We start from the raw sequence: 24,775 nt of genomic DNA on the forward strand, positions 1-24,775 counted from the left end.
CCAGTCACTCCTGCCCGGCAAAGATCCGGTAGCGCCGCGGCTGCAGGCTGATCGCATCGCCCGTGGTGAGCGGACGGTCGCGCGGGGCATCGATCTCCACCAGCGTATCATCGCCGGACAACGCGATGTCGGCGCGCTGGATCGGGCCGAAGGTGCGGACGCGGCGCACGGTGCCTTCGAGGGCTCCCTCGCCGAGCGGACCGATCTGCATGTCGTGACGACGAACAAACAATTTCGACGGCCCGCTTGCACTGCCCGCATCGATGTTGAGCGGGCGATGGCCGAGCTTCACCTGGCCGTCGCTTACATCGACCGGGAGCACGATCGATTCACCTATGAATGAGTGCACGAAAGCCGTCGCCGGGTTATCGTAAACGTCGCCAGGCGTGCCGATCTGTTCGATCTTGCCCTTGTCCATCACCACGACGCGGTTGGCGACTTCGAGCGCCTCCTCCTGATCATGCGTGACGAAGATCGAGGTAACATGGATTTCCTCGTGCAACGTGCGCAGCCATTGGCGTAGTTCCTTGCGGACCTTGGCATCGAGCGCGCCGAACGGCTCATCGAGCAGCAGAATGCGCGGCTCGATGGCGAGCGCACGCGCCAGCGCAATGCGCTGCCGCTGGCCGCCCGAGAGCTGGCTGGGATAGCGATTGGCGAGCCAGTCGAGCTGCACGAGATCGAGCAACTCCTTCACCCGCGCGCGGATCTGCGCTTCGCTCTTGCGCACGGCGCGCGGCTGCACGCGCAGGCCGAAGGCCACATTCTCGAACACGCTCATATGGCGGAACAACGCATAGTGCTGAAACACGAAACCGACGTGGCGCTCGCCGGCGCCGCGCGCCAATGCGTTTTCGCCATCGAACGAGACTTCACCGGAATCCGGCCAATCGAGCCCTGCGATAATTCGCAGCAATGACGTCTTGCCGGAACCGGACGGTCCGAGCAGCGCGAGCAACTCACCATCAGCAACCCTGAGGTCGACATTATCCAGCGCCTTGAAGGCACCGTACTGCTTTACGATATTCCGAACTTCAATCGTCACGGGGCAGCTGTCCTTCTTCAATCTGGCCTTCGAGGATGGTCTTTGCGATCAGCGTCAAGAGCGCCAGCAGAGCCAGCAATGACGCGATCGCGAACGACGCCACCAGTTGATATTCATTATACAGGATTTCCACCAGCAGCGGCATGGTGTTGGTCTCGCCGCGAATGTGGCCCGACACCACCGAAACCGCGCCAAACTCACCCATCGCCCGCGCATTGCACAACAGTACGCCGTAGAGCAGGCCCCATTTGATGTTGGGGAGCGTCACCACAACGAAGGTACGCCAGCCACTCGCCCCGAGCGATATCGCAGCCTCTTCCTCCTGCGACCCCTGTTCCTGCATCAGCGGAATCAATTCCCGGGCGACGAACGGGAAGGTGACGAAGGTGGTCGCCAACACGATCGCCGGCACGGCAAACAGAATGTTGATGCCATGCGCCATCAGCCATGGCCCAAAGAAACCCTGCGCACCAAACAGCAGCACGAATACCAGACCGGAGATAACGGGGCTGACCGAGAACGGCAGATCGATCAGGGTGACCAGCAAGGTCTTGCCCCTGAATTCGAATTTGGCCACCGCCCAAGCGGCGGCAACGCCGAATACCAGATTGAGGCTGACCGAGATCACTGCAGTGATCAGCGTCAGCCAGATGGCCGAGAGCGCCTCGGAATCTGCCAAGGCCGACAGATAGAACCCGACGCCCTTGGACAATGCCTCCGAGAATACCAAAATCAGCGGGAGGACCACGAACACTGTCAGGAACATCACTGCGACACCGATAATGATGCCGCGCACGAGCCATGGCTCGGTATGCAGGTCCTGTCGTGCCACGGACTGGGCGCGCTCCACGGTGACTGGCGAATTGATAATTGTAATGGTCATGTCAGGTCAACTCACGGCCAGCGCGCGTGTCTGCGCCCAGCGCTGCAGCCGATTGAGCACGAAGATGATCAGGAATGAGAAGACCAGCATGACCACCGCGATCGCTGTCGCATCGGCGTAGCGGAATTCCGACAGCCGGATGACGATCAAGAGCGGCGCAATCTCCGACACATTTGGAAGGTTGCCGGCGATGAAGATCACGGAGCCATATTCGCCAACGGCGCGGGCGAACGCCAGCGCGAAGCCGGTGAGAATGGCCGGCGTGAGGCTGGGAATGATGACTCGGGTGATGGTTTGCCAGCGGGAGGCACCGAGACAGGCCGCGGCCTCTTCGATCTCGACATCGAGGTCGATCAGCACCGGCTGCACCGTCCGCACCACGAACGGAATGCCAATGAAGACCATCGCCAGGAAAATTCCGAGCGGCGTAAACGCCACCTTGATGCCGAGCGACGCCAGCGGCGCGCCGAGCCATCCGTTCTGCGCAAACAACGTCGTCAGCGCGATGCCTGCCACTGCAGTGGGCAGGGCGAACGGGATATCGACAATGGCATCAAACAGCCGGCGACCGGGAAACCGGTAACGCACCAGGGCCCAGACGATAATCAGGCCAGCGACCAGATTGACCAGCGCAGCCGCGAAGGCCAATCCGAACGAAATCCTGAGCGCGTGTAGGGTGCGGTTGCTGGTGACGGTATCGATGAACTGCGAGAGACTGAGATCGGCTGTCTTGACGAACAACCCGGCCAACGGGATCAGAATCAAAAGCGACAGCCATGTCAGGGTCAGGCCCATGCTCAGGCCGAACCCCGGCAACGAACTTCGTTTAGGTGCCGCGCTCACAATGTCCCCTTGCTTTGGTAAAAGCCCCAGACCGGCATACCGGTCTGGATGTTTCGCTGCGAACGATCAGTTCTTGTAGATCTTGTCGAACACGCCGCCGTCGGTAAAGTGCTCGCTCTGCGCCTTGGTCCAACCTCCGAACACGTCGTCGATCGTAAACAGATCAACCTTGGCGAAGGAAGCCTCGTACTTTTTGGCAATATCGGCATCACGCGGACGATAGAAATTGCGCGCGGCGATCTCCTGACCTTCCTTGGTGTACCAGTATTTCAGATAGGCCTCGGCAGCGGCTTTAGTACCCTTTTTATCAGTGACGGTATCAACGACGGCGACCGGCGGCTCGGCAAGAATTGAAAGCGACGGCGCGACGATCTCGAACTTGTCCTTGCCGAATTCCTGGATTGCCAGATACGCCTCGTTTTCCCAGGCCAGCAAGACATCGCCGACACCGCGCTGGACGAAGGTGATGGTCGAGCCACGCGCGCCGGTATCGAGAACCGGAACGTTCTTGAAGATGTTACCGACGAATTCCTTTGCCTTGTCCTGCGATCCATATTTCTTCAGAGCATAGCCCCAGGCACCGAGATAGTTCCAGCGCGCACCGCCAGAGGTCTTCGGATTCGGCGTGATGACGCTGACGCCGCTCTTGATCAGATCGTCCCAGTCCTTGATGGCCTTGGGGTTACCCTTGCGCACGAGGAACACGATGGTCGACGTATAGGGCGATGAATTTTGCGCCAGGCGCTTCTGCCAGTCCTTCGCCAGCAGGCCCTTATTGGCGATTGCGTCGATGTCGTAGGCGAGCGCGAGGGTGACCACATCGGCTTGCAGACCATCGATCACAGAGCGCGCCTGCGCCCCCGAGCCGCCATGCGACTGCTTGATCTCGACGCTCTTGCCGGTTTCCTTCTGATACGCAGCAGCGAACGATTTGTTGAAATCGACATACAGCTCGCGCGTCGGGTCATACGACACGTTGAGCAGCGAAATGTCTGCCGCGTGCGCCGATGTTGCAATTAAGAGACCCGCAATGACGGGAAGAATACGACGGACCATTTTGATCTCCATCCAACCTCACAACACGATCGTCATGAGGTGGGGGGCAAAATCTTGAAGAAGCACCGCTAAGTCAACGAAACCAGATTCCAATGTTGGCGGCATGACGGCAGCAATGTGCTATGAATATGCCTTCGTATGGAGACCGTATCGCGCGCTGGTCATTTGTCATCAACCAACGCTGCGAAAGCTGTCGACATGCGGCGAATTAGCGCGCGTTCTCCGCATGACGCAACTGCATGCGCTGATGCAGCGCCGTGATGCGACCATCGCCGGTCGGCTGATAGAACACCGTGTAGCGTTTCACCGTAGCCGCGAACGCTTCCGCATCGGCATCCTTCTTCACTTCGAATGAATCAAAACCGGCGCGCAGCATGATGACGAACTGATCGCGTAACACTTGGCCGGTTGCCCTTAATTCGCCCTTGTATTTGTAGCGTTCACGCAGCAGGCGCGCCTGGCTGTAGGCTCGGCCGTCGCGGAACGACGGGAAGACCAGCGCGACCACCGCGAGCCTGTCGAGATAAGGCACCAGCTCTTCCGGATCGCGGTTATTCGGCCAGATCACACCGGTCGGGCTGCTGCGCTTCAGCAGCGCCTCCGGATCGGCGAGAAAACGCGCAGCCGGAACCAACGCCGCTCCGTCGACCGGAATCTCCGCATCGTCGGCCACGTGAATATAGCCGTCGGCAACGATCTTGCCTTGCTTAACGAGTGGCATAAACGCGCTCCTTGAACGGCTCGACGCCGAGGCGTTCGACAGTCTGGACAAACAATTCGTCCGGCCGGGCACGCAGTGCCAAATAGGCTTCGACGATATCCTCGATGACGTCGGCTACCTCGGCAAAAGGCACCGCCGGTCCGATCAGGGTGCCGACCACGGCATGCTCGTCGGCACGGCCACCGATTGTGATCTGGAAGAATTCCTCGCCGTTCTTCTCGACGCCGAGAATACCGATATGGCCGACATGGTGATGGCCGCAGGCATTGATGCAGCCGGAGATGTTGATATGCAGCCGACCGATCAGCTCCGCGAGATCGTTATTGGCGAAACGCCGCGTTAGTTCCTGCGCGATCGGGATCGAACGCGTATTAGCCAGCGAGCAGTAGTCCAGGCCAGGGCATGCGATGATGTCGGTGACCAGATTGACGTTCGGCGTGGCGAGGCCGAGCTTGTCGAGCTGCCGCCACAGTGCGGGCAGATCACGCCTCGCCACGCTCGGCAGCGCTAGATTTTGCTCATGGCCCACGCGGATTTCGCCGAACGAGTATTTGTCGGCAAGATCGGCAATCGCATCCATCTGGTCGGCCGTGGCATCGCCGGGCGGGCCGCCCACCGGCTTCAACGACAATGTCACGATGGCGTAGCCGGTCTGCTGATGCGGCGCGACCGAGTTCTTGAGCCAGCGCGCAAAATGCGGATCGGCCGACGCGGCCGCCAGCTCGTCCGGCGTGTCGGAGAGCTTCTGATAGTGCGGATAGCTGAAGCGCGAGCGGATATCCTCGACAACCTCGTTGTCCAGCGTCAGCGCACTCTCGCGCGTCGCCAGCCACTCATCCTCAACTTCGGCGGCGAATTTCTCGATGCCCAGCTCATGAACCAGAATCTTGATGCGCGCCTTGTAGATATTGTCGCGGCGGCCATACTGGTTGTAGACCCGCAGGATGGACTCGACGTAGCTCAGAATGTCGCGGCCGTGCACGAACGGCTTGATCACCTTGCCGATGAATGGCGTGCGACCGAGGCCACCACCGACCAGCACTTCGAAGCCAGTTTCGCCAGCCTCGTTCTTGTGAATTCGCAGACCGATGTCATGCACCTTGATCGCCGCGCGATCATGGGCCGACGCAGTGATCGCAATCTTGAACTTGCGTGGCAGGAACGAGAATTCCGGATGCATGGTCGAATACTGCCGCAGCAATTCCGCCCAGATGCGTGGATCCTCGACCTCGCCCGGCGCGACACCTGCCCACTGATCGGTGGTGACATTGCGCGTGCAATTGCCCGATGTCTGCATCGCATGGATGCCGACCGAAGCGAGATCTTCCAGCGCATCCGGCAGATCGGCGAGCTTGATCCAATTGAACTGGATGTTCTGCCGTGTGGTGAAGTGGCCATAGCCGCGGTCATAGCGTCGCGCCACATGCGCCATCTTGCGCAGTTGCGGCGATGACAGCGTGCCATAGGGAATGGCGACGCGGAACATATAGGCGTGAAGCTGAAGATAAACGCCGTTCATCAACCGCAGCATCTTGAACTCGTCTTCGGTGAGTTCACCTGCGAGGCGGCGCTTCACCTGATCGCGGAATTCCGAGACACGCTCGTTGATCAGCGTGCGATCGATTTCATCATAAGCATACATAATTCAGGTGCCTTAAGCCGAAGCCGGAAGGTCAATGGTGACGCCCTTGCGGCGAATCTGTTCACGGAGGTTGCCCGGCTCGACGGTGCCGTTGTCGTTCACGGCGACCGGCGCGATATAGGGACCGATGGCGCCAACGTCATCGGCTGTGGATTCAGCAAGCAGCGCACGCGCATCATCGGCAGTGCGCACAATGGCAGCCTGCGCGAGGTCGGTGGTCCACCCTTTATGGGCATCGCGATAAATCACCACGCCGTCCCAGGTACGGTTGGCAGTCACCACCGACGGGCCGGTGATCTTGATTTTCTGTTGCAGCGGAGAGGTCATTCGGCAGCCACCAATAAATCTGAAACGAGCTTGTTGATCTGAGCGGCCCGCCACGGCGCGGAATGCGCCACGACATCGCCAATGATGAGAACCGCCGGACCGCCATCGATCTGGTCGACCAGCGCCGGGAGATCGTCGAGCACACCCACCGCCGCTTGCGCGTCCGGACGCGTCACGCGCGCAAACACGCCAACCGGCGTTTGTGGCGAGCGCCCGGCAGCGAGCAATCCAGCGCGGATCGTGGGGGCAGCGGTCATACCCATATAAACAACGACGGTCATCTTCTCGTCGGTGAGCGTCGACCAGTCGACCTTGTCGGCGTCCTTTTCCTTGTGCGCCGTCAGGAAGGTGATGCGCAGCGCTTCGCGGCGATAGGTCAGCGGCGCCTCGAACATAGCCGCAGCGCCAAGGCCTGCAGTGATGCCGGGAATAACTGAGTAAGCAACACCCGCTTCGCGCAGCGCTTCGATCTCCTCGCCACCGCGCCCGAAGATGAAGGGATCGCCGCCCTTCAAGCGCACGGCGCGTTGCCCAGCTTTCGCGGCTTCGATCAGCAATTTGTGGATCGCATCCTGACCGATACCGGGCTTGCCGACCCGGCGACCCACGGGAATGCGCGATGCATCCCGGCGGATGCGGTCGAGGACTTCGGGGGACACCAGTTCGTCGTAAAATACAACGTCGGCGTCCTGCAGCGCGCGCAACGCCTTGATGGTCAGGAGATCCGGATCGCCCGGCCCAGCTCCCACCAGCGTGACGTGACCTTCGACAACGCCGGCCTGCGCTGCACCCGCATAGATCGAGAGATCGGCGATTTCCGTCAGCGCCTTCTCGGCCTCGGTACCTCGCCCCGCCAGCACCAGCGCGCCGATCGGACCATCGACGATGCGCTCCCAGAACCTGCGACGCAACAGAGCATCGGCGATCTTGTCGTTGATCGGTTTGCGCCAGCGCCCGATGAAGCCGGCGAGATCGCCGATCCGCGCAGGCAGCATCGCCTCGATCTTTTCGCGCACACGCCGCGCCACCACCGGCGACGCACCGCCGGTACCGACGGCAACGACCACATCGCCGCGATCGACGATGGCCGGAAAGATGAAAGTGGAGTGCGCGAGCTCATCCATCACATTGACGGGCACACCGCTCGCTTTAGCGCGCGCAGCCACCGCGTGGCCGAGTTCACCGGCGCCGGCGCAGAGCACCGCGATGCACCCCGAAAGATCGGCGGTCACCGGATCGCCCTCGACATGCTCAATGCGCGCCACGCCCTCGGCATCGAGCCCGGACGTGTCACGATTGCCGTCCGTTGCGTACCAGCGAATCCGCGCACCGGCCGCCAGCAGCAGCCGCAGCTTGGCGCGCACGAGTTCGCCCTGGCCGACAAGAATGATCGGCCCGGTCTGCAAATCGAGGAAGACAGGCAGAAACCGCATACATACTCCGCTGCCCCGAATTCGGGGGTTGACTGGAATTATATTCTATATATCTCTCGATAACGAGGCGCAAAGAGAAGATTTTATCTTCTTCGAGGCGTTCTAACTATAGAATTTTTGTCCTCAAACACCAAGCGTCGTAGATGCTTCTTCTCAATAACGGTCGGCCGATGCAGGAGTTGCGCGAAATCGCACCCGTGCCCGCCCCCGTTGCGCAGCAAATTCCGGACCGTTTGCCGGGCAAAACGCCGCAGCCGCCGCTCCCGGCCATCCGATCGCTCTCACTCACAGGGGACTACACGTGAACCACTTCATTATCGCTCTCGCCGCCGGACTCGGCATTCTCGCGACCGCACCCGCCCAGGCGCAGACGCCGAACACGCTGCTCAATGTCTCCTACGACATCTCGCGCGAGCTCTATGCCGAGATCAACGTTGCTTTCGCCAAGCAGTGGAAGGCCAAAACCGGCCAGGACGTCACCATCAACCAGTCGCACAACGGCTCGTCGCGCCAGGCGCGCTCGATCCTCGAAGGACTCGAGGCCGATGTGGTGACCTTCAACCAGGTCACCGACGTGCAGGTACTGTATGATCGCGGCAAGCTCATTCCGGCCGATTGGGCCAAGCGGCTGCCGAATAATTCCTCGCCTTATTACTCGCTGCCGGCCTTCCTGGTGCGCGCCGGAAATCCAAAGGGCATCAAGGACTGGGACGATCTGGTGAAGCCGGGCGTACAGGTGATTTTCCCGAATCCGAAGACCTCAGGCAATGCGCGCTACACCTATCTGGCCGCATATGCCTTCGCGAAGAACAAGTATGGTGCTGACAAGGCTGATGACTTCATCAAGAAGCTGTTCGCCAATGTCCCGGTGTTCGACACCGGCGGCCGCGCCGCCACCACGACCTTCGTCGAGCGCGGTACCGGCGATGTGCTGATCACCTTCGAGGCCGAGACCTCGTCGATCCGCGACCTCGCGGGCAAAGATGCCGGCGGCAAGGACAAGTATGAAGTGGTGGTGCCACCGACCAGCGTGCTCGCCGAATTCCCGGTGACCGTCGTCGACAAATATGCCGACAAGCACGGCACCAAGGCCCTCGCGACCGCCTATCTTGAATTCCTGTATTCGCCGGAAGGCCAGGACATCGAAGCCAAGGGCTATAACCGCGTCACCGACAAGACCGTGATGGCAAAATACAAGGACAAATTCCCGGAAGTGAAGCTGTACCGCGTCGAGGACGACTTCGGCGGCTGGGACAAGCTGAATGCCGAACACCTCAATCCCGGCGCGAAGCTGGACACGCTGTTCGGCGGGAAGTGAACCACAAACTCCGTCATGCCCGGGCTTGACCCGGGCATCCACGTCTTCGCTGCAAATGAACTAAAGACGTGGATGCCCGGGAACATCTAGCGAAGCGGCGCTTCGCGCTTTGCCCGGCCATGACATGGGAGAGGACGGGCGCCTGCATTAGACGACCTCGCCGCATTCCCTTTCCGCGCAAATCGTCTAAGAGAAGCCCCAACGGCTTCACACACGGACCTTCCCTTGAGACGTAGCGTCATTCCAGGTTTCGGGCTCTCGCTCGGCATTACGCTCTTTTATCTCGGAGCGATCGTGCTGTTGCCGCTCTGCGCGCTGATCCTGAAAGCCTCGGACGTCGGGCTTGCGCAATTGTGGGGCATCCTATCGTCACCGCGCACACTGTCGGCCATCCGCGTCACCGTGACGATGGCGCTGGCGGCCACCGCATTCAACGCCATCTACGGCCTGCTGCTCGCCTGGGTACTGGCGCGCTATCAATTTCCCGGCAAGCGCATTCTCGACGCATTGGTCGACGTGCCCTTCGCGCTGCCGACCGCCGTGGCCGGCCTCGCGCTGACGGCGCTGTTTTCCAAGAAAGGCTGGTTCGGCGCACCGCTCGATGCACTTGGCATCCAGGTCGCCTACGCACCGCTCGGCATTGCCATCGCGATGGCCTTTACCAGCATTCCCTTCGTGGTGCGCACGGTGCAGCCGGTGATCGAAGACCTCGGCTCCGATGTCGAGGAAGCCGGCCGCTCGCTCGGCGCCAATGATCTGCAGATTCTCTGGCGCGTAATCTTCCCGGCGATCTTTCCGGCCTTCCTCGCCGGCTGCTCACTGTCCTTCGCGCGCAGCCTCGGCGAATTCGGCGCGGTGATTTTCATCGCCGGCAACCAGCCGATGAAGACCGAGATCGTTGCCCTGCTGACCTATATTCGGCTCGAGGAATACAACTACCAGGCTGCCGCCGCGATTGCCGTGGTAATGCTGGCGATGGCTTTCGCCATGCTGATTGTCACCAACGCGGTGCAGGCCTGGAACCTGCGTTATCTCGGCCGGGGAGATGTGTGATGTCGCATCCGACGAGTGAACGCGCCCATACCGAATGGATGGTGACGCCCGTCGGTGCCGGCCCGGTGACGCGCCGCGTGGTACTTGGCATCGTCGCGATCCTCACATTGCTGTTCCTGATCGCACCGCTGGCTTTGATCTTCAGTTCAGCGCTGTCGCAAGGCATCGGCACGTTTTTCAACAGCCTCACCGAGCCCGGCACGCAGCATGCCATTCTGTTGACAGTCACCACCGCGCTGATCGCTGTGCCGATCAACATCGTGTTCGGCCTCGCCGCGGCGTGGACGGTGACCAAGTTCGTCTTCCCAGGCCGCACGCTCCTCATTTCGCTGATCGAACTGCCCTATTCTATCTCGCCGATCGTCGCCGGCGTCGCCTATATCTTCGTCTATGGCTCGCAGGGCCTGTTCGGCCCCCTGATCGAAGCCATGGGCATCAAGGTGATGTTCGCACTGCCGGCGATCGTGCTCGCCAGCATGTTCGTGACCGCGCCCTTCGTGGCGCGTGAGTTGATCCCGCTCATGCAGGTGCAGGGCACCGATGAGGAAGAGGCCGCCGTCACACTCGGCGCTTCCGGCTTTGCGCCCTTCATGCGGGTCACGCTGCCGAATGTGCGCTGGGCCGTGCTCTATGGCGCGATCCTGTGCAATGCCCGCGTGATGGGCGAATTTGGCGCCGTCTCCGTCGTCTCCGGCAACATCCGCGGCCAGACCACGACGTTGCCGTTGCAGATCGAGCTTCTGTATCAGGACTACAATGTCGCCGGCGCCTTCGCAGCGGCAACGGTGCTGACGGCCGTGGCACTGCTCACCATCGTGATCAAGGTGGCGCTGGAGCGGATCTCGCCGGATCACGCGCAGGCCCCGGCCCGGCCGCCCGGCCACTGATCCCTTTAGGGGACTTCTCACCGGGTAGCGTTTGGCGTTAAAAGGTCCCATGGGCGCCGCGGTTTGGCGCCGTTTATGCTTATACTCCCTGAAATTAGAGCAGAATTGCCGCTTCTCGCGAGAAAGACACCATGAAACGCATCGACGCCCACGGACTGCAGATCGCCCCCGTCCTGTTCGACTTCATCGCCAAGGAAGCCGCCCCCGGGACCGGCATCCAGCCGGATGCGTTCTGGGCCGGCGTCGCCGCTCTCATCAAGGACCTGGGCCCGAAGAACCGCGAACTGCTCAAGGTGCGCGATACGCTGCAGGCCAAGATCGATGCCTGGCATATGGCCAACAAGGGCGCCTTCGACATGAACGCCTATACGGCGTTCCTCAAGGAAATCGGCTACCTCCTCCCGGAGCCTGCGACCAAGCAGGTCGAGACTGCCAATGTCGATATCGAGATCGGCCAGATCTGCGGCCCGCAGCTCGTGGTGCCGCTCACCAATGCGCGCTATGCGCTGAATGCCGCAAATGCGCGCTGGGGCAGTCTCTACGATGCCTTCTACGGCACCGATGCGATCCCGCATGATCCGTCTGAAGGTGGCAAAGGCTACAATAAGGCACGCGGCGACAAAGTCATCGCCAAGGCAAAAGCCTTCCTCGATCAGGCCGCGCCGCTCGCCACCGGCAGCCACACCGATGTCACGGCCTACAGCATCATTGCGGGCCAGCTCTCGGCCAAGCTCAAGAGCGGCAACCTCACCGCGCTGAAGAACGAATCCCAGCTCGCTGGCTATCTCGGCGAGCTCGCCACCCCGACCTCGATCCTGCTGGTCAATAACGGCCTGCATATCGAAGTGAAGATCGATCGAACCAACACCATTGGCAAGGACGACTCCGCTGGTGTTGCCGACATGATCATGGAGTCGGCCGTCTCGACCATTCTCGACATGGAAGACAGCGTCGCCACCGTCGACGCCGACGACAAGGTGCTGGTCTATCGCAACACGCTCGGCCTGATGAACGGCACGCTCTCAGCCGATTTCGAAAAGGGCGGCAAGACGCTGAAGCGCGCGCTCAATGAAGACCGTGTCTACAAGACGATCGACGGCAAGAACCTGACCCTGCATGGCCGCAGCCTGATGCTGATGCGCAATGTCGGCCATCACATGTTTACGGATGCGGTGCTCGACAGCGCCGGCGAGGAAATTCCGGAAGGCCTGCTCGATGCCGCCGTTGCCGGCCTGATCGCAATCCACGACCTCAAGAGCAAGGGCCCGATCCGCAACAGCCGCACCGGCTCGATCTATATCGTCAAGCCGAAGATGCACGGCCCCGATGAAGTGGCACTGACCTGCGAAATCTTTGCGTACGTTGAGAAACTGCTGTCGCTGCCCGAGAACACCATGAAGGTCGGCATCATGGATGAGGAACGCCGCACCACGGTGAACCTCAAGGCCTGTATCCAGAATGCATCCAAGCGCATCATGTTCATCAACACAGGCTTCCTCGACCGCACCGGCGACGAGATCCACACGTCGATGGAAGCGGGTCCGATGATCCGCAAGAACGACATGAAGGCGACGCCGTGGATCAAGGCTTATGAAGAGTGGAACGTGGATGTCGGCCTGATCGATGGCCTGCCGGGCCATGCCCAGATCGGCAAGGGCATGTGGGCCGCGCCCGACAAGATGGCGGACATGCTCACGCAGAAGCTCGGCCATCCGCAGGCGGGCGCCACCACCGCATGGGTGCCCTCGCCCACCGCCGCGACGCTGCACGCGTTGCACTATCATCAGATCGATGTCGCCACGCGGCAGAAGGATCTCGCCAAGGGCGGGCCGCGCGGCAAGCTCACCGACATCCTCACCATTCCGGTGTCGCAGTCGAACTGGGCGCCGGATGATGTGAAGCAGGAGATCGACAACAACTGCCAGGGTATCCTCGGCTATGTCGTACGCTGGATCGACCAGGGCGTTGGCTGCTCCAAGGTGCCGGACATTCATGGCGTCGGCCTGATGGAAGATCGGGCCACGCTGCGCATCTCTGCCCAGCACCTTGCCAACTGGCTGCATCAGGGCGTCATTACCAGGGATCAGGTGATGGAATCGCTGAAGCGCATGGCTGTGGTGGTGGACGAGCAGAACAAGGGCGACGCGCTGTATCAGAACATGGCGCCCTCGTTCGACGGCGTCGCCTTCAAGGCCGCCTGCGACCTGATATTCGAGGGACGCGCACAGCCGAACGGCTACACTGAGTACATCCTCACCGCGCGCCGCCGCGAGGCGAAGGCGCTGGCTTGATACACTCTCTGTCGTCATGGCCGGGACAAGCCCGGCCATGACGAATGAGAGAATGTCGATCGCATCGGCTGCAAGCAAAAAAGCCCCGGCAAACCGCCGGGGCTTTTTTGTTAGTCCATCTCGCTAGAAAACCGCGATGTATTTCAGCAGCGAGATCACACCGAGAATGATCACGACGACGCGGCAAATCTGCTTCGCGCGGCCGTCGATCGGCAACAGATTGATCAAGTACAGAATGAGAATGACGACGAGAAAAGTGATCAAGACGCCGACAAGCATGTGCGTATCCCCCAGACTCAATGAAAACGAATAGCAGCCCCGGCCATCGCCACAGCTGCTCAACAGTGATCCAACGTGGGCGAGAGCATTGGGTTCCCGGACCGGAACAAAAGAACCTCGCCAAACTAGACACGCAAGCTGGCTCTCAGGTCACCGACGGTCACGTAGAATCCGCGCCGCCAGCGGAGTGCCGCCCCCCCGCGGAGAAGCAGAACCGATCAATCGCCGGGCATCGTCCTTCGCCGTGCCACAAGAACGCTTACGCACCAACCACCTAAAGTAGCCGTATTCAAGCCTACTTCACGATACGTGTGCAATCGGAAATATTTACCATTTGAAGCCTTACTAAATCAAATATTTGGGGATTCATAATGTTCAATCGATTGACCGTTTCCGCATTGCTTCAATCTGTCATCGTGGTCATGGCGCTCTGTGTGGTCGCCGTTCTGGCAACGACAGCCTGGGACTCCTACGGGCGGCTACGTTCAGCCAGCCGCATCTCGGTAATTGCGGACGCCTCCGCGAATGCCTTCAAGGCGATGCATAATCTGCGCACCGACCGTGCATCGACGAACCGGAACCTGAACAACGAGACAGTCATTCAGCCGGACGGAGAAAAATATCTCCGCTCCATTCGCGATTCCGAGATGCCGGCGATGCGAGCAGCGGCTGACCTCATTGCCACCATCGAATTCGCCGATCAAAAGACGCTGCACCCGACGCTGGTCCAGTTGGTCAACAAGCTGACCGCTCTGCAAACCGAATCCTGGGACGCGATGAGCAAGCCGAAGGCGTCGCGCCGCGCAGCCCTCGGCAAGGAGTATATGGAGACCACGCAGGCGCTGCTTGAAACACTGGAGAAAGTGTCGGCCCAGCTCGCCGCCGCGGTGAACCACAACGATCCCATGATCGATCAATTACTGTCGATCAAACAGGCGGCCTGGCTGTTGCGCAACACCGCCGGCGAAGGATCCCTCCTCGTCGCGAACGGCCTTGCTGTCGGGCGCGCTACACCTGAGAATAAGCTCGCCTACACCAAGTTTGTTGGCGGCATCGATGCCGCCTGGAATGCGCTGGAATTGTCTGCGTCTGGAATGCAGCTGCCGCCCAACCTGGCTGCAACCATGGCTGCTGCAAAGGTGGCTTATTTCGACCCGCAATATATGGCTCTTCGTGACCGTGTCATGAATGCGCTGGTGAGCGGCGAAAAGCCCGAAATCACCGCGAGCGAATGGACTCCAATCACTGTTGATCGCATGGCCAGTGCGGTTACAGTCGCCGAACGAGCGCTGAATGAAGCCAAAAGCCACACCTTGACGCAGTGGACTGCCGCGCAGCACGCGTTGATCCTGCAACTGGCGCTGCTCGCAGCCGCGCTCGGCATAGCATTCGGCAGCATGGTTGCCGTCACCCGCCGCGTCATCACCCCGCTGCACACCATTCGCGATGCGATGCTGAAAGTCGCCGCAGGCGATCTTGTCGTCGATGCCGGCTATTCCGAACGGAAGGACGAAATCGGCGCGCTCGCCGGCGCTCTGGAGACCTTCAAGCAACAGGCCAAGGAGAAAGCACAGATCGAACAGCAGGAGCGCAATCGCAACGCCGACGCGACCCAGCGGCAGCAGGCCATCGAACAGCACATCGGGACCTTCGAGGTCCAGATGCGCGATGCGCTCAACGCGCTCGGCAACGCGTCCGATCAGATGAACACCACATCGGATGGCATGGCGGTCGTATCCAGCCAGACCAATGCCCGCGTGCAGGTCGCAGCAAAAGCTTCGGGCGAAGCCTCCCTGAACGTGCAGAATGTTGCCTCGGCCGCCGAACAGCTGAGCTCGTCGATCAACGATATCAGCCGGCAGGCCGCGCACGCCGCGGGAATCGCCAGTCGCGCCGTCAATCAGGCGCAGGAAACCGACGGCACCGTCCAAGGCCTCGCCAAGACCGCCAACCGGATCGGCGAGGTGGTCGGGTTGATCAACGATATCGCCTCGCAGACCAACCTGCTGGCGCTCAACGCCACTATCGAAGCCGCGCGCGCTGGCGAGGCCGGACGCGGCTTTGCGGTCGTCGCGTCGGAAGTGAAGTCACTGGCCAGCCAGACCGCCAAGGCAACCGACGATATTTCCGAGCAGATCGCAGATATCCAGAAGGTCGCCAATGAGGCCATCGAGGCAATCAAGTCGATCGGCGGCATCATCGGCGAAGTCAATGAAGTAGCGACTGCCATCGCCGCGGCCGTCGAGGAACAGGGAGCCGCGACACAGGAGATCACCCGGAGCACGCAGCAGGCCGCCGATGGCACCCGCAATGTGTCGGACAACATCGCCGGCGTCAGCGCCGATGCGGATGCAGCTGGCGCCGCCGCGCAGGATGTGAAGGTAGCCTCGGAAACGCTGGCCACGCAGACGCGCCAGCTCGGCACTCAGGTAACGGACTTCCTCGGCAAGATCCGGGCTGCCTAGGCAGGGCCTCATCAGTCACGTCATTGAGCGCTGACAAGTATCAAAAGCCCCGGCATCGTCGGGGCTTTTTTCGTTGAAGCGTCGCCGGACACGACAATTTTCCACCTAAAGTAGCTTTACAAGAAACGTATTTATCAAGACGCGCATGAGCGTGAATATTTACCAATTGCAGCCTTAAATACCGAAATATTTTTTGGGGGATTCATTGTGCTTCATCGATTGACCGTTTCCGCATTGCTCAAGTCCGTGATCGCCATCATGGCGGTCTGTGTCGTCATATTCCTGGTTCTCAGCGCGTGGGAATCATATGGGCGCCTCAACGTCGCGGGGCGCATGTCGACGATCGCCGAGGCATCCGGCCATGTGTTCAAGGCAATGCACAATCTGCGCACTGACCGGTCCACGACGTTCCGCACGTTGAACGCCGATATCGTGATTCAGCCCGATACTGAGGCCTATCTGCGCCGTATCCGCGGCGCCGAAATGCCGGCAATGAAAACAGCAGGAGAATTGCTGGTCACCGCCGACTTCCCCAGCAAGGCGACGCTGGTGCCCGAATTTAACCGGCTGATGCAGGCATTGATCGCGTTGCAGACCGAATCCTGGGACCAGATGAGCAAGCCAAAGGCCTCGCGCCGCGCTGGCCTTGCCAAGGAATTCCAGGACAATGTCGATTCCGTTCTGGCGATGCTCGAAAAAGTCTCCTCCGCCCTCACGGCCGCCGTAACCCACAACGATCCGGTGATCGATCAGTTACTGTCGATCAAGCAGATGGCCTGGCTGATGCGCAACACATCGGGCGACGCCTCGGTCATCGTGTCGAACGCGCTCGCGGTCAACAAGATCTCGCCGGAGCTGCAGCGGAGCTATGTGAAGCTGACGGGCGGCATCGAGACCGGATGGAATGCCTTGGAAATCGCATCGTCGGGAACTGAACTGCCGCAGGCTCTCGTCTCGGCCCTCGCTGCAGCGAAAACATCCTATTTCGATCCGCAATATCTGGCACTGCGCGACCGTCTGATTCAGGCCGTCGCAACCGGCGAGAAACCCGAAATGCCGGCGACGGCCTGGACACCGCTGACCGTGGACAAGATGAGCACAGCCGTGGTCGTCGCCGAACGCGCGCTTGATGAAGCCAAGAACCACAGCCTCGTGCAGTGGTCTGCTGCGCAACGCTCACTGATCCTGCAACTGGTGCTACTGGGGGCCGCCATCATGCTGGTCGTTGGCGCCATGGTCACCATCACGCGCCGTGTCACCACGCCGCTGCTCACCATCCGCGACGCGATGCTGAAAGTGGCGGGCGGTGATCTCGCCGTCGATGCCGGCTATGCCGATCGCCAGGATGAAATCGGCGGGCTGGCCGGTGCGCTGGAGACCTTCAAGAAGCAAGCGATGGAAAAGGCCGAGATCGAGGCACAGGAACGCCATCGCAATGCCAATGCGAGCCAGCGCCAGCAGGCCATCGAGCAATATATCGGCATGTTCGAAATCCAGATGCGCGACACGCTCGCCACGCTGGGCAGCGCCTCCGATCAGATGAGCACGACATCCGATGGCATGGCCGCTGTGTCCAGCCAGACCAATGCCCGCGTGCAAGATGCTGCGCGCGCCTCCGGCGAAGCCTCAGTGAATGTGCAAAACGTTGCCGCCGCGGCCGAGGAGCTGAGTGCCTCGATCAACGACATCAGCCGCCAGGCATCGCATGCAGCCGGCATCGCCAGCCGCGCCGTCAGCCAGGCACAGCAGACCGACAATACCGTTCAGGGCCTCGCCCAGACTGCGAACCGGATTGGCGAAGTGGTCGGCCTCATAAACGACATCGCCTCTCAGACCAACCTGCTGGCGCTCAATGCCACCATCGAAGCGGCGCGCGCCGGCGAAGCCGGCCGCGGCTTCGCCGTCGTCGCATCGGAAGTGAAGTCGCTGGCCAGCCAGACCGCCAAGGCGACCGAGGATATTTCCGAACAGATCGCGGATATCCAGAAGGTCGCCAATGAGGCCATCGAAGCCATCAAGTCGATCGGCGGCATTATCGGCGAAGTGAATGAAGTCGCCACCGCGATTGCGGCTGCAGTCGAAGAACAGGGCGCGGCGACGCAGGAAATCACCCGCAGCACCCAGCAGGCGGCCGACGGCACCCGCAACGTGTCGGACAATATCAGCGGAGTCAGTGCCGACGCCGACGCAGCCGGTGCAGCCGCTCAGGATGTGAAGGTAGCATCAGAGACCCTGGCGACGCAGACACGCCAGCTCGGTACTCAGGTAACGGACTTCCTCGGGAAGATCCGCGCGGCTTAAGCGCAATCGATCACGTGGCGCGGATTATTCCCGCGCCACCACCGGCATGCGCTCATACTTCGCCTGCACCGATGGCGAGACTGGCGACATCTGCAGCGACGCGCCGCGCTTGTCAGCGCCGCGACCAGTGACCATCAGCCCATCGGCACCGGCGACGATATCACCCTTGCGCAGTGTTGGATCGTTCTCGAGTTTCACCGGCGCCAGACCGATCTGGTCCTTACCGTTACAGGTGCAACCGGCCACCAGTTCGGTGCGGTACTTGAATGCATTCGGCAGCTCGGAATAGGGCTTGCCGCTCTCGGTCGCCGCCGTGTCGATACTGCTGCCATAAACAACCTTGGTATCGCTCGCCGGACAGAAATTATTGCACGACGCTGCGCGGCTCTGACTGTCGGTGGCTGATATCGGGAAGTAACGCCCATCGCACATGCGCACGCAAAAAGCCTGACGCCCGCCGCTTGCTGCGCGAGGGCGCTGCTCCTGCACCGGCGGACCTTCATTGACGAACGGCAGCGAGATATCCGGGCCACGACCACGCGCTATCCCGCCGAACAATGCCGAGAAGAAATCCTGTGCCTGCGCTGGGGCGGCACCGAGCATGACAATCGCCGCGACCGCGCCAAGAGCCATCCGTTGTCCTAGAAATCGGGTCATGGGGCCTCCAACGCGGCATCAAAGCAGAATGATCGACTCTCAGTAGAGCGACGACGCGGAAAGGTTCATCGCCTGACGGCCCGGAGCCTGCTGCACGCCGGCAGGGCGAACCGAGATCGATGTGACGCTGCGCGGCGCCGGAGCCGTGCGCGCCTCATAGTGTGGGGCAACCGACTTCGGCAGCACCACAACCCTGGTCCCAACGCTGACGCGACTGAAAAGGTCCTGCACATCTTCATTGGTCAGGCGGATACAACCCGACGACACGAACTTGCCGATGGTTGACGGATCATTGGTGCCATGGATGCGATAGGCGCTGGAGCCGAGATACATCGCGCGGGCACCGAGCGGATTGCCGGGGCCCCCAGCCATGAAGCGCGGCAGATAGGGCTGGCGCGCGATCATTTCCTGCGGCGGATGCCAATCCGGCCATTCCGCCTTGCGCGTGACAGTTTGCGTTCCGGACCAGGTGAATCCTTCGCGGCCAACACCGACGCCGTAGCGGATCGCGCGGTTGTTGCCGAGCACATAATATAGCTGGGTATTGCCAGTATCGATGATCACTGTGCCCGGCGCTTCGCGGGTCATATAGTTGACTTCAGCGCGGCGCAGGCGCTCGGGGAGAGCGGCATCCATGTTCTCCCGCACCCGCGGCGCAGCCATCACATCCTCGTCCGGTGGAAACGCGCTTAACGCAGCTGGTCCATAGTTCATTACCTGCACCTGCGCCGATGCACTGGAGATGAACGGCGGAGCTACGATCAGAGCGGCTGCAACAACGAGCGCGTTTGTGAGACGCAGCGAAAGCTTGCGGTTTTCAGATGATGCCTGTGACATGTGACTGCCCCGTTTGGCGACGCGTCATCGTCGTGATGACCGCAACCAACCGCGCCGGAGCCTCACAGTTCCCTCCCTGCGGGCGTTCACCGAATGATTTGTCAACCAAGGAACCATCACGAAATCGCGACGGAACTTTTGCGGTATGGTCGTGTTGTAGAGCCCGATCGCATGTCGGCGATCTGACGCGCGAACGCGGTTTGCGCGAACAAGTGGCGGCATGTCGGGACAGCTCATGAGTGAAGTACGCGCTCTCCCCGAAAAGCCCGCCGGCACGCCGGTGCCCGAGAGCAAGATCGAGCAGCCGCCGGTGTTCCGCCGTGCCGAGGTGGTTGCTTTCACGCTGGTATCGCTGCTGGTGATCACCGTGATTACGGTGCTCTATGTCGCCAAGGCATTCTTCCTGCCAATCGTGACAGCCTTCATCATTGGCACCATGTTGTCGCCTGCAGCAAGCTTTCTCGAAAAGCGTCGCATTCCGCGATCAGTCTCGGCAGTCCTGATCGTTATCTTGGTCTGCGCCGGGCTCGCCTTCATCGTGGGGCTTATTTCATCCCCGCTGATGGAATGGACGACGCGGCTCCCCGAACTAGGTTCGCTGCTCAAGAACAAGCTGCATGTCTTCGACCGACCGCTGGCGCTCTGGCACCAGATACAGAGCATGTTCAGCAGCGCCGAAACGCTTGCGACAACAAAGTTCGAATTGCCCAAGATCGACTGGGTGCAGCCAACCGTCGAATTCCTGTCGCCAACCTTCACCGAATTCCTGCTGTTCTTCGCCACGCTGGTGCTGTTCATCGCAAGCTGGAAAGACCTGCGCCGCGCGCTGGTGATGAACTTCGCCGATCACGAATGGCGGCTGCGGACCCTGCGCATTCTCAATGCGATAGAGACCAGCCTTGGCGAATATCTGTTGATGGTCACTATGATCAATTTCGGAGTCGGCATTGCCACCGGCGTGATCTGCGCGGCCACCGGCATGCCCAACCCGGCCGGCCTCGGCGCGCTGACAGCCACGCTCAACTTCTTCCCGATCATCGGCCCCGTAGCCATGTTCGTCATCCTGGTCGCGGTGGGCATCATTTCGTCGGAAACGATCGCAGCGGGCATGATCGCGCCGCTGCTGTTCGTCGGCCTCACCTTCATGGAAGGCCACTTCATCACGCCCACGATCATTGGACGCAAATTGCAACTCAACGCGCTGGCGGTGTTCATCGGGCTGGCGTTCTGGACCTGGCTTTGGGGCCCGATGGGCGGCTTCCTGGCGGCGCCGATCCTGATCGTCGGGCTGATCCTGAAAGAGCATTTGATGCCGATCAATTCGCCGCAGTTGCCGCCGGATTAATCCAGCTCTACTGATGGAACCTACGGTCTAACCGGGCGTTTCTGCATTGGATTTTCAGTATCAGGGGAGCTTCGCATGGCGGATATCGATGGCCTGGATGAACTCAAGAAACTGACCGACAAAGCAACCTATAGCCGCCTTCAGAAGGACCTCACCGCCGTGAAAAACGATGTTGCCGCCCTGACCGAACAGATCACCGACGCGCTTAATGCCTTTACGGGCCAAGCTACTAAACAAGCCCGCCGCGGCGTCAAGCAAGCCCGTGCCGACGCCGAAGACATGATGTCCGACATGCGGGAGCGCGGCAGCGCGGCCTATGATGCTGCGCATGACGCAGCCTATTCACTGGAGGAAACGCTGGAAGACAGCATCACCCAGCGCCCATTGGCTGCAGTCGGCCTGGCGCTCGGCCTCGGCGTGCTGATCGGGATGGCTTGGCGCCGCTGATTCATATGTGCAGGATTGGAATGTGATGACTGGCGGTGCCCGAGGGTGCCGTCAGTTTTCTTTGTATTTTAGAGTTTTCGGGGGCTTCCATGCTGAAGGGTATCATCGACGATCTGAAGAACAGCACAGGCAACAGCCTGCGCATGACATCGCTCATGGCACTGGCGGGCTTTGCTGGTTTCGTGGCGCTCTGCTTCCTGTGTGTTGCAGCCTTCATCGCGGTAATGCAGCGCTACGGCGTCATCGAGGCCTGCCTCACCATCGCCGGCATCTTTTTGGTCATCGCGGCGATCTTCGCACAGATCTATGCGAGCAAGCAGAAGCAGGCCCGCGAGCGCGCAGCAGCCGCGGCGCGCGCAGCGGCCAGAGCGGCTGCGAATGCGCCGCTGATCGATCCGATGCTGGTGGCGACCGGCATTCAGATCGCGCGCACGCTCGGCCTCAAAAAGGTTATTCCGCTGCTAGCGCTGGCCGGCGTCGCACTCGGCTATATGGCCAATCGCAGCAGCGCTGCGGCAGATGATGATACGAATGAAACCTGCGACCCCGATGAGGTCGCCGACGATTGATTTAAATTGTCAGCGTGAAGATCAGGTCACGCAGCGACCCGGCTGCAGCATCTTTGCCATCTCGCTGAGCACACTCACAGGCGGTTCGCAGCCCACCGCCGCACGCTGCGGTTTGGCATTCATGGGGAGAGGTCGGATATTGACGGCTTCATTCTTGGTTGGAGCCACCACGGGCGCGACGCCCATCCGCAGAAGGACGGACGTATCCGACAGCCCCTGAACGCGGAACGAGAGAGTCTGGCTCTGCTCGTTCTGTGTGGTAATTAGTGATGCCCGGTCACCCTTGGCAGCCCGGTTGACGCCGCTGGATGCAGCCTTGTCTGAATCAGTCAGCGTGCCCCGCAGATCATTGCCGGAAGCATACTGGATGGCGCCGAACATGGTCGCTCCAGCGACCATTCCCAAGACCAAGCTGGATACCTTTGACATGTGAGCCTCGCCTGCCCTGCGCCGCGTCGTTGCGTGGCGCTCATGATAGGAACGTGCGTCAAGGCTCTAGGTTCAAGAACGGCGATCACTTAACCGTGTGTTAAATAATTTGACGCCCGCGGGAACGCTTTTCACCCTCGCGCGTCTTCCCGGAAGCCGGTCGTCCCCTGCCCCAATTGACCGGCGACGCGGGGTGGAGCTGTGGTGATGCCAGCTGCACCCCGCATTCTTTTGAGGAATAGGTAAGGCTCTCTCACCCTTCGAAAGAATCGCGGGTAAAGGTATTTCCCTGCCCGCGACGCTCGATTCATAGAGTTATCTGTTCGGCTTACTTCTTGCTCATCACCATTGGGCATGCACTCGCCGAGAGCGGCGAGAACGCGTCTTCGCCCTTCACCGTGGCGAGGATTCTGAACACGTCATAGCTATCGGTGACCTCGGAAGGCTTCTTGACCTCGGCGAGATACATGTCGTGGACCATCAGATTGTCCGGACGCAGCTTGCCGTTGCGCAGAAAGGCATCGTCAAACGTACGCCCCTGCAGATCCTTGACCACAGCGGCAGGATCCTTGGTATTCGCGGCCTCCACCGACTTGATGTAGTTCAGCGTCGAGGAATAGACACCGGCCTGCATCATGCTCGGCGGCTTGCCCATCTTGGCAGCGTAACGCTTGGAAAATGCACGCGTGCGGTCGTCCATATTCCAGTAGAAGCCGGACGTCACCAGCAGGCCTTGCGCGCTCTTCAATCCGACGCTTCGGATGTCATTCACGTCGATCAAGAGCGCAATCATCTTCTGATCGCCGCCCATCAAACCGAACTCTTCTGCCTGCTTGATGGCATTCTGCGTGTCGCTGCCGGCATTCGCGATGGCGATGACCTTGGCGCCCGACGACTTGGCCGTCAGAAGCTGCGAGGAGAAATCCGCCGTGTTGATCGGATGCGGCGCACGGCCAAGCGCCTTGCCGCCGCCCTTCACGGCAACTTCCGTCACGTCACGCTCGAGTGCCTGGCCAAAGGCATAGTCCGCAACAACGAAGAACCATGTGTCGCCACCGCGCTGAAGCATCGCCTTGCCGGCGACATTGGCCAGCGCGTAAGTATTGTAGGTCCACTGAATGAAGTTCGGCGAACAGAACTTGCCGCTGAGATCCGCCGAACCGCCCGCCGATGTGATAAACATCTTGTTGCGGTCCTTGGCGAAGGTCTGCACGGCGATGCAAACAGACGACACCGGCACGTCGAGAATGACGTCAACGCCTTCCTGATCATACCACTGGCGCGCAATATTGCCGCCGACATCGGGCTTGTTGAGATGGTCGGCCTGGATCAGCTCGATCGTCTTACCGAGTACCTTGCCACCGCATTCGTCGATCGCGAGCTGCGCTGCCGCCACCGAGCCCTGCCCGCCGTTGTCAGCGAACAGGCCTGTCATGTCGGACAGCACACCGAACTTCAGTGGAGTATCCGCAGCAGCACGAACGATCGCCGGAGAAAAAACTGCAGCGCTGACGCCAGTTGCACCGAGGCCAGCCAGGAATGTACGTCGCTTCATCAATAGTCCTCCCGTTTTTGGTTTTTTGGTATGAAAGTATCGTCGCCCTGCTGTGACGAAGATCATGGTGAGCCGGATGACGCTCCTTTGTCCGGCAGCTCGAATTCAAGCAGCGCAGAGCTGAATGATTTCCCGTGCGTATCCAGCGCGAGCGATCGCACAACACCGCCACCGAGCGCGCCCGTCAGCACGAAGTTTAGCGCGCCGAGCGCCGGCAATTCATAGCGCGTGACGGTGCCGGCGATAGTGTCGCCGAAATGGTCCGCGACGCAATCGGCGGTCACATGCTCGGCCAGAAACGCGAAGTCCCCCATATCGAAAGCGATGACAGAAATGTTGGACGTGTCGCCCTTGTCGCCGCTGCGTGAATGCGCGATCTCACGGAGTTTCAT

The 24,775-nt window shown here is 60.6% G+C and carries 23 protein-coding genes; 9 read left to right on the top strand and 14 right to left on the bottom strand.

Annotated elements, in window-relative coordinates; translation table 11 throughout:
* Positions 1-4: 4 nt before the first annotated feature.
* The 8 genes from AB8B20_RS11680 to cysG all read right to left on the bottom strand — a co-directional run bounded on the left by AB8B20_RS11680 (position 5) and on the right by cysG (position 7,950).
* Complete coding sequence (locus tag AB8B20_RS11680; protein ID WP_089265416.1) at positions 5-1,045, bottom strand: sulfate/molybdate ABC transporter ATP-binding protein; 1,041 nt, start codon at positions 1,043-1,045, stop codon at positions 5-7.
* On the bottom strand, positions 1,035-1,928 hold the full coding sequence (gene cysW / locus AB8B20_RS11685) for a sulfate ABC transporter permease subunit CysW (protein ID WP_093756815.1): 894 nt from the start codon (positions 1,926-1,928) through the stop codon (positions 1,035-1,037). The genes AB8B20_RS11680 and cysW (AB8B20_RS11685) overlap by 11 nt, the downstream gene beginning before the upstream one ends.
* A 6-nt stretch (positions 1,929-1,934) precedes the next feature.
* Complete coding sequence (gene cysT, locus AB8B20_RS11690) at positions 1,935-2,771, bottom strand: sulfate ABC transporter permease subunit CysT (RefSeq protein ID WP_089265418.1); 837 nt, start codon at positions 2,769-2,771, stop codon at positions 1,935-1,937.
* Between the two features lie 66 nt (positions 2,772-2,837).
* Positions 2,838-3,827 (bottom strand): sulfate ABC transporter substrate-binding protein, encoded by a 990-nt coding sequence (locus tag AB8B20_RS11695; RefSeq protein ID WP_089265721.1) that lies wholly within the window; start codon positions 3,825-3,827, stop codon positions 2,838-2,840.
* A gap of 208 nt (positions 3,828-4,035) precedes the next feature.
* The gene (locus AB8B20_RS11700) at positions 4,036-4,548 is read right to left on the bottom strand and encodes a DUF934 domain-containing protein (RefSeq protein ID WP_120291737.1); all 513 of its coding nucleotides are present in this window, start codon (positions 4,546-4,548) and stop codon (positions 4,036-4,038) included.
* Complete coding sequence (locus AB8B20_RS11705) at positions 4,535-6,190, bottom strand: nitrite/sulfite reductase (protein WP_439072678.1); 1,656 nt, start codon at positions 6,188-6,190, stop codon at positions 4,535-4,537. The genes AB8B20_RS11700 and AB8B20_RS11705 overlap by 14 nt, the downstream gene beginning before the upstream one ends.
* A 12-nt stretch (positions 6,191-6,202) precedes the next feature.
* A complete protein-coding gene (locus tag AB8B20_RS11710; RefSeq protein ID WP_068735099.1) occupies positions 6,203-6,517 on the bottom strand; it encodes a DUF2849 domain-containing protein in 315 nt (104 codons plus the stop codon).
* A complete protein-coding gene (gene cysG, locus AB8B20_RS11715) occupies positions 6,514-7,950 on the bottom strand; it encodes a siroheme synthase CysG (protein ID WP_439072680.1) in 1,437 nt (478 codons plus the stop codon). Before cysG ends, AB8B20_RS11710 begins: the two co-directional genes overlap by 4 nt.
* Positions 7,951-8,251: 301 nt before the next feature.
* Here cysG and cysP point away from each other — a divergent pair, with 301 nt between their 5' ends.
* The 4 genes from cysP to AB8B20_RS11735 all read left to right on the top strand — a co-directional run bounded on the left by cysP (position 8,252) and on the right by AB8B20_RS11735 (position 13,499).
* A complete protein-coding gene (gene cysP, locus AB8B20_RS11720) occupies positions 8,252-9,268 on the top strand; it encodes a thiosulfate ABC transporter substrate-binding protein CysP (protein WP_439072681.1) in 1,017 nt (338 codons plus the stop codon).
* Positions 9,269-9,493: 225 nt separating this feature from the next.
* On the top strand, positions 9,494-10,321 hold the full coding sequence (cysT, locus tag AB8B20_RS11725; RefSeq protein ID WP_439072683.1) for a sulfate ABC transporter permease subunit CysT: 828 nt from the start codon (positions 9,494-9,496) through the stop codon (positions 10,319-10,321).
* The gene (cysW, locus tag AB8B20_RS11730) at positions 10,321-11,208 is read left to right on the top strand and encodes a sulfate ABC transporter permease subunit CysW (RefSeq protein ID WP_439072685.1); all 888 of its coding nucleotides are present in this window, start codon (positions 10,321-10,323) and stop codon (positions 11,206-11,208) included. The genes cysT (AB8B20_RS11725) and cysW (AB8B20_RS11730) overlap by 1 nt, the downstream gene beginning before the upstream one ends.
* 131 nt (positions 11,209-11,339) lie before the next feature.
* Positions 11,340-13,499: a malate synthase G gene (locus AB8B20_RS11735; RefSeq protein ID WP_439072686.1), complete on the top strand. Its 2,160-nt coding sequence runs from the start codon at positions 11,340-11,342 to the stop codon at positions 13,497-13,499.
* 123 nt (positions 13,500-13,622) lie between these two features.
* Here AB8B20_RS11735 and AB8B20_RS11740 read toward each other — a convergent pair whose 3' ends face one another.
* Complete coding sequence (locus AB8B20_RS11740) at positions 13,623-13,778, bottom strand: Thivi_2564 family membrane protein (RefSeq protein ID WP_086937086.1); 156 nt, start codon at positions 13,776-13,778, stop codon at positions 13,623-13,625.
* 371 nt (positions 13,779-14,149) lie between these two features.
* On the opposite strand from AB8B20_RS11740, the gene AB8B20_RS11745 reads away from it, so the two are divergent.
* Complete coding sequence (locus AB8B20_RS11745) at positions 14,150-16,243, top strand: methyl-accepting chemotaxis protein (protein ID WP_089265722.1); 2,094 nt, start codon at positions 14,150-14,152, stop codon at positions 16,241-16,243.
* A gap of 207 nt (positions 16,244-16,450) precedes the next feature.
* Positions 16,451-18,544 carry a methyl-accepting chemotaxis protein gene (locus tag AB8B20_RS11750; protein WP_439072687.1) on the top strand — a complete coding sequence of 698 codons (2,094 nt, stop codon included), beginning with the start codon at positions 16,451-16,453 and terminating at the stop codon, positions 18,542-18,544.
* A 24-nt stretch (positions 18,545-18,568) separates the two neighbouring features.
* Here the strand turns inward: AB8B20_RS11750 and AB8B20_RS11755 are convergent, their stop codons facing one another.
* Both AB8B20_RS11755 and AB8B20_RS11760 read right to left on the bottom strand, forming a co-directional pair.
* A complete protein-coding gene (locus AB8B20_RS11755; RefSeq protein WP_439072689.1) occupies positions 18,569-19,201 on the bottom strand; it encodes a DUF2865 domain-containing protein in 633 nt (210 codons plus the stop codon).
* Positions 19,202-19,240: 39 nt separating this feature from the next.
* On the bottom strand, positions 19,241-20,038 hold the full coding sequence (locus AB8B20_RS11760; RefSeq protein ID WP_093756823.1) for a L,D-transpeptidase: 798 nt from the start codon (positions 20,036-20,038) through the stop codon (positions 19,241-19,243).
* Between the two features lie 235 nt (positions 20,039-20,273).
* Here AB8B20_RS11760 and AB8B20_RS11765 point away from each other — a divergent pair, with 235 nt between their 5' ends.
* The 3 genes from AB8B20_RS11765 to AB8B20_RS11775 all read left to right on the top strand — a co-directional run bounded on the left by AB8B20_RS11765 (position 20,274) and on the right by AB8B20_RS11775 (position 22,399).
* Positions 20,274-21,383, top strand: a complete 1,110-nt coding sequence (locus tag AB8B20_RS11765; RefSeq protein WP_439072691.1) for an AI-2E family transporter — start codon at positions 20,274-20,276, stop codon at positions 21,381-21,383.
* Between the two features lie 75 nt (positions 21,384-21,458).
* The gene (locus AB8B20_RS11770) at positions 21,459-21,830 is read left to right on the top strand and encodes a DUF883 family protein (RefSeq protein WP_175368300.1); all 372 of its coding nucleotides are present in this window, start codon (positions 21,459-21,461) and stop codon (positions 21,828-21,830) included.
* Positions 21,831-21,919: 89 nt separating this feature from the next.
* A complete protein-coding gene (locus tag AB8B20_RS11775) occupies positions 21,920-22,399 on the top strand; it encodes a hypothetical protein (protein ID WP_439072693.1) in 480 nt (159 codons plus the stop codon).
* A gap of 21 nt (positions 22,400-22,420) precedes the next feature.
* Here AB8B20_RS11775 and AB8B20_RS11780 read toward each other — a convergent pair whose 3' ends face one another.
* From AB8B20_RS11780 to AB8B20_RS11790, 3 genes are all read right to left on the bottom strand, one after another.
* Positions 22,421-22,780 (bottom strand): hypothetical protein, encoded by a 360-nt coding sequence (locus AB8B20_RS11780; protein ID WP_244527934.1) that lies wholly within the window; start codon positions 22,778-22,780, stop codon positions 22,421-22,423.
* A 376-nt stretch (positions 22,781-23,156) separates the two neighbouring features.
* Positions 23,157-24,383 carry an ABC transporter substrate-binding protein gene (locus AB8B20_RS11785; RefSeq protein ID WP_093756826.1) on the bottom strand — a complete coding sequence of 409 codons (1,227 nt, stop codon included), beginning with the start codon at positions 24,381-24,383 and terminating at the stop codon, positions 23,157-23,159.
* Between the two features lie 62 nt (positions 24,384-24,445).
* Positions 24,446-24,775: an AtuA-related protein gene (locus tag AB8B20_RS11790; protein WP_093756827.1), complete on the bottom strand. Its 330-nt coding sequence runs from the start codon at positions 24,773-24,775 to the stop codon at positions 24,446-24,448.

It is taken from the genome of Tardiphaga sp. 866_E4_N1_4 (genome assembly GCF_052076075.1).
Classification (GTDB): domain Bacteria; phylum Pseudomonadota; class Alphaproteobacteria; order Rhizobiales; family Xanthobacteraceae; genus Tardiphaga; species Tardiphaga robiniae.